This is a genomic window from Bacillus cabrialesii (assembly GCF_004124315.2).
GTDB classification, from domain to species: Bacteria; Bacillota; Bacilli; order Bacillales; family Bacillaceae; genus Bacillus; species Bacillus cabrialesii.
This window is the reverse complement of the sequence record NZ_CP096889.1, coordinates 3,890,169-3,901,701: the sequence shown is the minus strand read 5'-3', so window position 1 is coordinate 3,901,701 and position 11,533 is coordinate 3,890,169. Positions and strand designations below refer to the sequence as shown.

Annotated in this window: 11 protein-coding genes; 9 read left to right on the top strand and 2 right to left on the bottom strand. The window is 47.8% G+C overall.

The window, feature by feature from the left end:
• Positions 1 to 43: 43 nt before the first annotated feature.
• Positions 44 to 1,396: a citrate/malate transporter CimH gene (gene cimH / locus EFK13_RS19940; protein ID WP_129507168.1), complete on the bottom strand. Its 1,353-nt coding sequence runs from the start codon at positions 1,394 to 1,396 to the stop codon at positions 44 to 46.
• A gap of 554 nt (positions 1,397 to 1,950) precedes the next feature.
• Between cimH and cydA the strand changes: the two genes are divergently transcribed.
• The 5 genes from cydA to EFK13_RS19915 all read left to right on the top strand — a co-directional run bounded on the left by cydA (position 1,951) and on the right by EFK13_RS19915 (position 8,700).
• Positions 1,951 to 3,357 (top strand): cytochrome ubiquinol oxidase subunit I, encoded by a 1,407-nt coding sequence (cydA, locus tag EFK13_RS19935; RefSeq protein WP_129507169.1) that lies wholly within the window; start codon positions 1,951 to 1,953, stop codon positions 3,355 to 3,357.
• Complete coding sequence (cydB, locus tag EFK13_RS19930; protein WP_129507170.1) at positions 3,341 to 4,357, top strand: cytochrome d ubiquinol oxidase subunit II; 1,017 nt, start codon at positions 3,341 to 3,343, stop codon at positions 4,355 to 4,357. Before cydA ends, cydB begins: the two co-directional genes overlap by 17 nt.
• Positions 4,357 to 6,060, top strand: coding sequence for a thiol reductant ABC exporter subunit CydD (gene cydD, locus EFK13_RS19925; protein ID WP_129507171.1), 1,704 nt, complete (start codon positions 4,357 to 4,359; stop codon positions 6,058 to 6,060). Before cydB ends, cydD begins: the two co-directional genes overlap by 1 nt.
• Entirely contained in the window at positions 6,057 to 7,784 is a 1,728-nt protein-coding gene (gene cydC / locus EFK13_RS19920) for a thiol reductant ABC exporter subunit CydC (protein ID WP_129507172.1), read from the top strand. Before cydD ends, cydC begins: the two co-directional genes overlap by 4 nt.
• 85 nt (positions 7,785 to 7,869) lie before the next feature.
• Positions 7,870 to 8,700 carry an NAD(P)H-hydrate dehydratase gene (locus tag EFK13_RS19915; protein WP_129507173.1) on the top strand — a complete coding sequence of 277 codons (831 nt, stop codon included), beginning with the start codon at positions 7,870 to 7,872 and terminating at the stop codon, positions 8,698 to 8,700.
• A 13-nt stretch (positions 8,701 to 8,713) separates the two neighbouring features.
• On the opposite strand, the gene EFK13_RS19910 is transcribed toward EFK13_RS19915, so the two are convergent.
• Positions 8,714 to 10,084 (bottom strand): cytosine permease, encoded by a 1,371-nt coding sequence (locus EFK13_RS19910; RefSeq protein ID WP_129507174.1) that lies wholly within the window; start codon positions 10,082 to 10,084, stop codon positions 8,714 to 8,716.
• 209 nt (positions 10,085 to 10,293) lie between these two features.
• Between EFK13_RS19910 and sigY the strand changes: the two genes are divergently transcribed.
• From sigY to yxlE, 4 genes are read left to right on the top strand one after another with little or no spacing between them, the layout of a single operon-like run.
• The gene (sigY, locus tag EFK13_RS19905; RefSeq protein WP_014665908.1) at positions 10,294 to 10,830 is read left to right on the top strand and encodes an RNA polymerase sigma factor SigY; all 537 of its coding nucleotides are present in this window, start codon (positions 10,294 to 10,296) and stop codon (positions 10,828 to 10,830) included.
• Entirely contained in the window at positions 10,823 to 11,143 is a 321-nt protein-coding gene (locus tag EFK13_RS19900; RefSeq protein WP_129507175.1) for a YxlC family protein, read from the top strand. Before sigY ends, EFK13_RS19900 begins: the two co-directional genes overlap by 8 nt.
• Positions 11,140 to 11,346 (top strand): sigma Y negative regulator YxlD, encoded by a 207-nt coding sequence (yxlD, locus tag EFK13_RS19895; protein ID WP_129507176.1) that lies wholly within the window; start codon positions 11,140 to 11,142, stop codon positions 11,344 to 11,346. Before EFK13_RS19900 ends, yxlD begins: the two co-directional genes overlap by 4 nt.
• The gene (gene yxlE / locus EFK13_RS19890) at positions 11,343 to 11,531 is read left to right on the top strand and encodes a sigma Y negative regulator YxlE (protein WP_129507177.1); all 189 of its coding nucleotides are present in this window, start codon (positions 11,343 to 11,345) and stop codon (positions 11,529 to 11,531) included. Before yxlD ends, yxlE begins: the two co-directional genes overlap by 4 nt.
• Positions 11,532 to 11,533 lie beyond the last annotated feature (2 nt).

Here is an 11,533-nt window from a genome sequence, read left to right as displayed (position 1 = left end):
AAGCAAGCTCTTTCGCTTTACGAAGAACTTGCTCCGAGGTGTATCAATAAAATTGGTGCAGCAGCAATAAGGTTAAGGACACCGTAATCGCTCCCCCGATGCGGGTAGAGACTTGGGCGAACGGCATCAGTTCAAGCCTTTCTGCGGCGCTTAAAATGGCGACGTCCCCAGTGCCCCCTTGCCCTGAATGGCACGCATTGATAATGGCGGTTTCAATCGGATACATGTTCAGCCATTTTCCGGTGAAAAAGCCGACGGCCATCATGGTCACAACGACAGACAGAATCGTAATGATATTGCTGAGGTTAAAGGCGGCGATAAGCTTGTCCCACGGCGTCATGGACACCCCGATCGCAAAGAGCAGCGGGTAGGTCACAGCTGTTGAAAAGAAGCGGGACACCCCAAACGCACCATTTTCAATTGAGGAAGGCGCCAATCTGAACAGCTTAATCAGAACAGCCAGTAACAGCATGGCAACAGGTGCCGGAAATCCGAAAAAGTCGTGTGCGAGCATGCCGACTAAATATAAGGAGACAGCAAGAATTCCGCCTGAAGCAAATAAGGAAAGGTTGAACATTTGCTGGCCGTTTTGTGATTCCTCCAGCGCAGGTGACATATCTTCAGACCGGTCCACTTTGCCGTTGCCTGTCCATTCCGGTTTTTTCTTCCCGATTCTATTCAGCAAGCCAGCTAGAATAATCGCGCACAGGCTGCCCAGCATGATCGATGGCAGAACAAGTGCAAACGCTTCCCCTTGAGACATGGGCATAATGTCAGAATAACCGATGGACAGCGGGATAGCGCCTTCTCCGACTCCTCCGGCCATGATAGGAATGACGATATACAGCAATGTATGCTGAAATCCGATCCCGAGCAATGTGCCGACAGCCAGTCCGACAATAGCAGCCGCGGCAGAACCGACAATAAGCGGAATGAAGATTTTCATAAATGCTTTTACGAGTGTTTCTCTTTTCATGCCGAGGATGCTTCCGACGACAATCCCGGCGATAAATAAGTATAGGAAGTTTGAGTTTTCTGTAAATTCTGTGGTGGATTTGACGATATCATTAGGCAGCAGGTGATAGTAGACAACAGCGGACGGAATAAAAGTAGCTAGGATCGCCGGGCCTCCGATAGAACGAACAATCGGTATCGATTTTCCGATTTGGGCAAAGGTAAACCCGAAAAACGCCATGACGGCAATCGATGTCAAGATGTCACTTTTTACATCGTGATGCATAACAAAAACAGTGATTAATATAAACAGCAAGGCATACACAGGAAGCGGTATGATGCCTACTTTTATATTCATGGCTCTCGCAAACCAATTCTCTTTTCGAACCCCTTCGTGAATTGTATCCGTTTGCAATTGCAATTGTGTTTGAAGCTCTCCCATTGAAAAACCTCCCCTATTCTTGATGCAGTGAAATTGTTCACTACGTTAAGTATACTAAAAAATTGAAATTATTAATATATTAAAAATTTACTATTCAACTTTTCTCGTCTTCCCGTTTCAAATAGAAAGAGGCATTCTGACTAAAGTCGGTCTATGACAGAGTGCTGAGAAATGAGTGCTGGTGCCGGACAAGCATTTTGTTCGCAAGGATTGATATGTTGATGTACGATAATAAAGGGTCATTTATCCTAGAGTCGGTCATAAATCAGCAACAAAATAGACAATAATCCGTCACATAGCGCAGGGCTTTTTAGGTATTTTAGACTTTATTTTTGAAATAAATCGTTGTAAAGTACTTAATATGAACCAGTTAGAAATTGTGTCATTTGGTCAGTCTGGCAATCTAGCATCATATTGAACGACTTTTTGACATGTTTGTGAAATATTGAACAATATTTTTTTCGTCTATTTTGTGAATTACTGATCAAAGTCTCGGTTCTATTTGTGAAGTAATGAGCAAATATGCAGTTTTAACCGGAAATGGAGGAGAAAGCATGAGTGAATTGGTATTAGCCCGCATACAATTTGCATCAACAACGTTGTTTCACTTCTTGTTTGTGCCGATGTCTATCGGGCTTGTGTTTATGGTTGCGTTGATGGAGACTCTTTATCTTGTGAAGAAAAATGAGCTGTACCTCAAAATGGCAAAGTTTTGGGGGCACTTATTCTTAATAAATTTCGCAGTCGGTGTTGTAACGGGGATTTTGCAAGAATTCCAGTTTGGATTGAACTGGTCTGATTACTCCCGTTTTGTCGGAGATGTATTTGGCGCTCCGCTTGCGATTGAAGCATTATTGGCGTTTTTTATGGAATCTATTTTTATCGGATTATGGATTTTCGGCTGGGACCGTCTGCCGAAAAAAATACACGCTCTCTGCATTTGGCTCGTATCATTCGGAACGATTATGTCGTCTTTCTGGATTTTAACTGCGAACTCCTTTATGCAGGAGCCGGTCGGCTTTACGATCAAAAACGGCCGCGCGGAAATGAACGACTTTGCCGCGCTGATCACAAACCCTCAGCTTTGGGTTGAATTCCCGCACGTTATTTTTGGTGCGCTTGCCACCGGGGCTTTCTTTATCGCCGGAGTGAGTGCTTTTAAACTATTGAAGAAAAAAGAAGTGCCGTTCTTTACACAATCTTTTAAACTCGCAATGATCGTCGGCCTTTGTGCCGGTCTCGGCGTCGGCCTTAGCGGACACATGCAGGCTGAGCATTTGATGGAATCACAGCCGATGAAAATGGCTGCCAGTGAAGGCTTATGGGAAGACAGCGGTGACCCTGCTGCTTGGACGGCTTTTGCCACGATCGATACAAAAAATGAAAAAAGCTCAAATGAAATCAAAGTTCCTTATGCCTTGAGCTACTTGGCGTATCAAAAATTCAGCGGAAGTGTCAAAGGGATGAAAACACTTCAGGCTGAGTACGAAAAGATATACGGAAAAGGCGACTACATTCCGCCTGTAAAAACGACATTCTGGAGCTTCCGCATCATGGTTGGCGCAGGTGTTGTCATGATTCTTGCTGCGTTAGGCGGCCTTTGGTTAAACCGCCGCAAAAAGCTTGAAAACAGCAAATGGTATTTGCGCATCATGATCGCGTTAATTTCCTTCCCGTTTCTTGCGAACTCCGCGGGCTGGATTATGACAGAAATCGGACGTCAGCCTTGGACGGTTATGGGTTTAATGACAACCGCTCAATCTGTGTCGCCTAACGTAACAGCGGGCTCCCTGTTATTCTCAATCATCGCATTCGGTGTGATGTACTTGATTCTCGGCGCGCTGCTTGTCTTCTTGTTCATCCGTGAGATTAAAAAAGGTGCGGAGCATAGTGATCATCATGATGTTCCTGTATCAACAGATCCATTTAGTCAGGAGGTATACCATGGCATCTCTTCATGATCTTTGGTTTATACTCGTTGCCGTATTGTTTGTAGGTTTCTTCTTTTTGGAAGGCTTTGATTTCGGGGTCGGCATGGCGACCCGTTTTCTTGGCCATAATGAATTAGAACGCAGAGTGCTGATCAACACGATCGGGCCGTTTTGGGACGCGAATGAAGTATGGCTTTTGACTGGTGCGGGGGCCATTTTCGCGGCGTTTCCAAACTGGTATGCAACGATGCTGAGCGGTTATTACATTCCGTTTGTCATTGTGCTGCTTGCGTTAATGGGCCGCGGGGTTGCGTTTGAGTTCCGCGGCAAGGTTGAGCATTTGAAATGGGTTAAGGTTTGGGACTGGGTCGTTTTCTTCGGCAGTCTGATTCCTCCGTTTGTGCTTGGTGTGCTGTTCACGACATTATTCCGCGGGATGCCGATTGATGCCGATATGAACATTCACGCACATCTAGCCGATTATATAAACGTATACTCTGTACTTGGCGGTGTGACTGTAACACTTCTTTGCTTCCAGCATGGATTAATGTTTATCACGCTGCGTACGATTGGTGATTTGCAAAACCGCGCCCGGAAAATGGCGCAAAACATAATGGGTGTTGTTTTTGTAACGGTTCTCGCCTTCGCGGCCCTTTCTGCCTATCAGACAGATATGTTTACACGCCGCGGCGAGATTACCATTCCGCTCGTTGTTTTGATTGTCATCTGCTTTATGCTGGCGGCTTTATTTATCCGTAAGAAAAAAGACGGCTGGACATTTGGGATGACAGGCGCGGGACTCGCGCTGACTGTAGGAATGATCTTTATTTCCTTATTCCCTCGGGTAATGGTCAGCTCGCTTCAAAGCGCGTACGATTTAACAGTAGCTAACGCTTCTTCCGGTGATTATTCGCTTAAAGTCATGTCAATTGCAGCATTAACGCTATTGCCGTTTGTGATCGGCAGCCAGATCTGGAGCTATTATGTCTTCCGGAAGCGCGTCAGCCATAAGGAGCCTATGACTTATTAATGGGAAAAGACCTGTTTCGATATAAAGGAATGAAGCGGATTCTCACCGTGATTACTTGTTTAACGCTGATTCAGACAGCCGCTATTATTATGCAGGCAGAGTGGCTGAGTGAAGCCGTAACCGGATTGTTCAATGGGGAGGGCATTGTCTCCCTGTTTCCGGTGATCGGCTTTTTCCTGATCGCTTTTGTCGCCCGGCATGGTGTGACGGTGGCGCGCCAGAAAATCGTCTATCAATATGCCGCCCGGACTGGGGCAGATTTGAGAAAGAGTTTTCTTGATCAGCTGTTTCGATTAGGCCCCCGCTTTGCAAAGAAAGAGGGGACGGGGCAAATGGTGACGCTGGCGATGGAAGGCATCAGCCAGTTCCGCCGCTACCTGGAGCTGTTTCTGCCGAAAATGGTCAGCATGGCGATTGTGCCTGCGGCGGTTGTCATTTATGTGTTTTTCCAGGATCGTACATCGGCCATCATTTTAGTCGCAGCGATGCCGATTCTGATCATCTTTATGATTCTCCTCGGCCTTGTCGCGCAGAGAAAAGCGGATCGTCAGTGGAAATCCTATCAGAGACTTTCCAATCATTTTGTTGACTCTCTTCGCGGGCTGGAGACATTGCGTTTCCTAGGTTTGAGCAAGTCGCACAGCAAAAATATCTTCTATGTGAGTGAGCGGTATCGCAAAGCAACGATGAGCACGCTTCGGGTGGCGTTTTTATCATCATTCGCCCTCGATTTTTTCACGATGCTGTCGGTGGCGACAGTCGCAGTGTTCCTGGGCCTGCGCCTGATTGACGGCGATATTTTGCTTGGTCCCGCTTTAACGGCCCTTATTCTCGCACCGGAGTATTTTCTGCCGGTTCGGGAAGTGGGAAATGATTATCACGCAACGCTGAACGGGCAGGAAGCAGGCAAAACCATTCAAGAGATTTTGTCGCAGCCTGGTTTTAAAGAAGAAGCGCCGCTTCAGCTTGGAACGTGGTCCAATCAGGATGAGCTGAAGCTGTCAGGCGTGTCAGTCGGCCGGTCGGTGTCCGATATTGATCTGTCATTCAAAGGCAAGAAAAAAATCGGCATCATCGGTGCAAGCGGCGCCGGAAAATCAACATTGGTTGATATTCTCGGCGGATTTTTGGAGCCGGATGGCGGGATGATTGAGGTTAATGGTTCAGGGCGGTCCCATTTGCAGGACGGCAGCTGGCAGAAAAACCTCCTTTATATCCCGCAGCATCCGTACATTTTCGATGATACGCTGGCGAACAACATTCGCTTCTACCATCCAAGCGCTTCTGCTGAGGATACAGCCCGCGCCGCTGCCGCGGCGGGGCTGACGGAGATGGTGGACAACCTTTCGGATGGATTAGAGGGACGAATCGGGGAAGGCGGCCGGGCGCTCAGCGGCGGCCAAGCGCAGCGTGTCGCACTTGCCCGCGCCTTTTTGGGAAACCGTCCGATCCTGCTGCTGGATGAGCCGACCGCCCATCTTGATATCGAAACAGAATATGAAATAAAAGAAACGATGCTGGATTTATTTGAGGATAAGCTCGTCTTTCTCGCCACTCACCGCCTTCACTGGATGCTCGATATGGACGAAATTATCGTGCTGGACGGGGGCAGGGTTGCAGAAATCGGGACTCACGATGAATTGCTGGCGACAAACGGTGTGTACACCAAACTCGTGGAGGCACAACTGGGGGAAAGAGCATGAAGAAAGAAGAATGGATTCTGCCGTATATCAAGCAAAATGCCCGCCTGTTCGTTCTGGTTATCTTTTTGGGCGCGGTGACGATTTTTTCTGCTGCTTTTCTCATGTTCACCTCAGGATTTTTGATCTCTAAGGCGGCGACAAGACCGGAAAACATCCTGCTCATTTATGTGCCGATTGTCGCTGTGCGCACCTTTGGGATTGCGCGGTCTGTGTCACGATATGTGGAACGTCTCGTCGGCCATCACATTATTTTGAAAATCGTGTCCGACATGCGCGTCCGTCTTTACAACATGCTTGAGCCGGGTGCCCTGATGCTGCGTTCCCGTTTTCGCACGGGGGATATGCTCGGCATTTTGTCCGAGGATATTGAGCATTTGCAGGATGCTTTCTTAAAAACGATTTTTCCTGCTATCTCAGCCTTGCTCCTGTATGCTGTTTCAGTGATTGCGCTTGGGTTCTTCTCTTGGCCGTTTGCCATTTTGCTTGCGCTTTATTTGTTTGTTCTTGTTGTGCTGTTTCCGGTTGTGTCTTTGCTCGTGACAAGAGCGAAGAATGCGAAGCTGAAAAGCGGGCGGAATGTGCTGTACAGCCGTCTGACAGATGCCGTGATGGGTGTCAGCGACTGGATGTTCAGCGGACGCCGGCATGCGTTTATTGATTCCTATGAAAAAGAGGAACATGATTGGTTTGAGCTTGAACGGAAAAAACAACGCTTTACAAGATGGCGGGATTTTGCTGCGCAATGCCTTGTCGCCGGCCTTATTTTGCTGATGCTGTTTTGGACGGCTGGGCAAACTGCAGACGGTGAACTCGCTAAAACAATGATTGCGGCTTTTGTGCTTGTGGTATTCCCGCTGACGGAAGCCTTTTTGCCGCTTTCGGATGCCTTAGGCGAAGTGCCGGGCTATCAGGATTCTATCAGACGCATGAACAAGGTGGCTCCTCAGCTGGAGGCGTCACAAACTGAATCAGCTGCTGAACCGCTCGATCTCCGGGATGTCACACTGTCCTTTCGCGATGTGGCGTTTTCGTATGACAATAGCAGCCAAGTGCTGAACCGCTTTTCCTTCACGCTGCGTCAGGGAGAAAAAATGGCGCTGCTCGGCCGGAGCGGCTCTGGGAAATCAACATCGCTTGCATTAATCGAAGGCGCCTTGAAACCGGACTCCGGTTCTGTGACGTTAAACGGAGTGGAGACAGCGCTGTTAAAGGATCAGATTACGGATGCGGTGGCCGTGTTAAATCAAAAACCGCACCTGTTTGATACAAGTATTTTGAACAACATCAGGCTCGGAAACGGAGAAGCAAGCAACGAGGATGTGCGCCGCGCCGCAAAGCAGGTCAAGCTGCATGACTACATTGAGTCATTGCCTGACGGATATCATACCTCTGTACAGGAAACGGGCATCCGTTTTTCCGGTGGAGAGCGCCAGCGGATCGCACTTGCGAGGATTTTGCTGCAGGACACACCGATCATCATCCTCGATGAACCAACAGTCGGCCTCGATCCTATTACCGAACGTGAATTGATGGAAACGGTGTTTGAGGTGCTGAAAGGAAAAACGATTTTATGGATTACCCACCATCTCGCGGGAGTGGAAGCGGCTGATAAAATCGTATTTCTCGAAAACGGCAAAACAGAAATGGAAGGAACCCATGAGGAGCTTCTGGCGGCAAACGAACGGTACAGCCGCCTATATCACCTTGATGTTCCTGTAAAATAGAAGACAGCCCTAAAAGGCTGTCTTTTTTGTTTGAAAAAGAAAAGGGACAGGAAAAATAGGAAAAGAAAGCAGAGGAGGGATAGAGATGAATGTTCCATATTGGACGGAAGAGCATGTAAGGGCCACGCTTCCTGAAAGAGATGCGGAGAGCCATAAAGGCACGTACGGTACGGCTTTGCTGCTGGCTGGAAGTGACGACATGCCGGGGGCAGCGCTGCTTGCAGGGCTTGGGGCGATGCGGAGCGGTCTCGGCAAGCTTGTCATCGGTACATCAGAAAGCGTAATCCCGCTAATTGTTCCTGTTTTGCCCGAGGCGACCTATTGGCGTGACGGCTGGAAAAAAGCGGCAAACGCTCAGCTTGTAGACGCGTACCGGGCCATTGCCATCGGATCAGGGCTTCCGCAAACTCAAAATGTACAGCAGGCAGTTGATCATGTGCTTGCGGCAGATTGCCCCGTTATTCTGGATGCCGGAGCGCTGACGAAGCGAACGTATCCGAAACGGGAGGCACCCGTCATCCTCACACCGCACCCGGGCGAGTTTTCCCGCATGACAGGGGTGCCTGTGAACGAATTACAAAATAAAAGAGCGCAATATGCAAAGGAATGGGCGGCACGGCTGCAGACGGTCATTGTGTTAAAAGGAAATCAAACTGTTATCGCGTTTCCCGATGGCGACTGCTGGCGCAATCCAACCGGAAACGGGGCGCTCGCCAAAGGCGGAACCGGTGATACGCTGACGGGCATGATGTTGGGCATGCTCTGCTGCCATGAAGATCCGAAGCACGCCATATTAAACGCGGTCTATTTACACGGCACGTGCGCCGAGCTCTGGACGGACGAGCACTCCGCACATACGCTGCTCGCTCATGAGCTTCCTGACATGCTGCCCCGTGTGTGGAAGCGGTTTGAATGATAAAAAGCTGTCTTCATAGAGAAGACAGCTTTTCTTGATAACTCCGTTTTTTCAGACGCGGTTTCATCAATACATAATAAAGAACAGAAGGCACGGCCAAGCCGACAATCCATGCAATGTCTCCGCCGCCAAACATTTTGGCCAGCGGTCCGATGTAAAAGGAGGTATTGATAAACGGGATTTCCAGCAAGATGGAAAGAACGAACGCAATTGTGGTGATCCAATTGATTTTTCCGTACGGCCCGTTCACATCGAACATGGCCTTGACTTGATACTTTCCGTGGCGGACGAAGTAGTAATCGACTAAATTGATTGCGGTCCACGGAATTAAGAAATAACTGATGAAAAAGATAAAATTCAAAAACAGCTCCATAAAATTGCTTTGACCGAGAAGGCTTAAGACTGTGCCGACAAGCGTGACGCCGAGGATCATGATGATTCTGACTTTCGCCGTGACTTTTAACTTCAGAAACGGCTCAAGCGTTGTCGTTGTGGACATGAAAGCCCCATACAGGTTAAAGACATTGATCGCCATTTGCCCGAATAACACAATGATCAGCATAATGAACGAGAAGGGGCCGAACAATTGGACAATCTGGCTGCCTGAGTTTGCCGTAAAGTCAGGAAGTGCTGTCGTCAGCAAAGCGCCGAGCAGCATCATCCAGATGGAGCTGACAGATGTACCCGCATAGCTGTACCAAAACGTTTTGGACGCCGGTGTTTGAACTGGCAGATATCTTGAATAATCGGCAACATACGGCGCGTAGGCCAGCTGCCACGTCGCTACTGCGCTGACCGCCACCAAGAAAATGGGCAGATCAACCGCTCCGGGAATCCAGCTGCCTGCCGGAATCGGCAATTGAAAAATGAGTATCGTTGCAGCAAAAAATACGGCAAAAGAGGTCCAAGAAAGGATTTTTTGCATTTTGTGAATCAAATCATGGCCGAAAATGGTGAGCAAAAAACATACGGCACTTAAGCCTATAATGCTCCATGAACCCGGGATGGGAACAAAGCTGCTTAAGGTTCCAGCCGCCAGAATCGTGCTGCTTGCGAAGAAACCAAGGTAGATAAACATGACTAAGAAGAGGGGAAGAATCGCTCCGATTACGCCGAATTGGGCACGGCTTTGAATCATTTGCGGGATGCCAAGCTGAGGGCCTTGCGCGGAATGAGACGCCATAAATATGGCACCGATTAATGTTCCGCAAATAATAGCGGCAACACTCCAAAATAGATTAAGTCCCATTGCAACGGGAATCGTGCCGGTCACTAACGTGGTGATATGCATATTAGCCCCGAACCATACGGGAAATAAATCTTTCGCCTTACCATGTCTTTCTTCATTGGGAATATATTCAATCGTTCGCCTTTCTACTTTCAATGCATCGTCCTCCATATTGGATATTTTAAAATCGACATAAAGTCATAGCTTAACAGACTGTTCAGGGGTTTACAAATGCGGATGTGCAGCCATACGGCCGGGAAGCCTGATCTGTCAATGGCTGAAAAGAATTGTAAAAAAAGATGAACGCTTTTAAATCCGGTGTCGTCTCATAAGGCAGAAAAACAAAAAAGGGGGGATCGCGGCCATTGGATACACACGAAGAACAGCAGCTGATACAACAGGCGAAAGAGGGAGACGACGAAGCGTTTACAGCTCTTTTCCACTATCATTATTCTTTTTTATATAAATATTTGCTAAAACTTTCTCTTCATCCTGACCTCAGCGAGGAGCTCGTTCAGGAAACCTTTTTGAAAGGGTACATTCATTTAAGAAGCTTCCAAGGCCGTTCCAAATTCTCCACGTGGCTGATTTCTATTGCATCCAGGCTCTACCTCGATCACCAAAAAAAGAGAAAGAGAGAATGGAAACGGAATCAGGCAGTGACGGAGGAAGCAATCCGCAAGATCAAGTGGGACGTGTCAGTGAAAGGGGCAGAATGGAGCGAAACGCTTGATCTGTTTTCAAAGCTGGACCCTAAACTGCGCACGCCAGTTTTATTAAGGCATTACTACGGCTATACCTACGCCGAAATCGGGCTGATGCTGCAGATCAAGGAAGGCACGGTGAAGTCCAGAGTTCATAAAGGGCTCCAGCAAATCAGAAAGGAGTGGGACGATGAATAAAGAAAAGCGATCTCTTCATTTAAAATCAGAATTGCAGAAAATTGATGAAACAGCCAATCCCTCTATACCGGATCAAAAAGAACTGCTTTACCAGCTGTCACAAATGAAAGCTGAACGCAGAAGAAAACTGCTGAAAGAGATCATCTTATTTGTATTCTGCGCGCTGATGGTTGTGAGTGCGGCGATCCTGGCATTCACTCAAGCTCCCGCTGTGTTTATCGTACTTCAGGTTTGTGTGCTTGCTACCCTGCCGATTTTGATTGTGACCGAGAAAAAAAGACAGCTCGGGGAATGCGAGGTGGAGCGCCGATGACACAAACAGAAATGATCATAACGGCTTCGGCTTATCTCATCGTATTGGCACAGGGAATCTTTTTATTTATTGATGCGAAAAAACGAAATCGCATGGCATGGATTTGGGGGATTGTCGGACTGATTACAGCACCGATGCCTCTGATTTGCTATTACTTTTTTGTTATTAAGCCGGACCGGGAGAAAAGGGGGATCAAGCAGTGAATATTTCTTGGGAAATGATTTTGCCGCTGATTGTATTACAGTTGGTTTTGGCGGTGTTTGCCCTTATCAGCTGTATAAAAGAAGAGCGGACAAACGGGCCTAAGTGGATGTGGGCTGCAATTATTGTATGTATCAATATTATCGGGCCGATTTTATTTTTTACCGTCGGCAGAAAGCAAATGTAAGC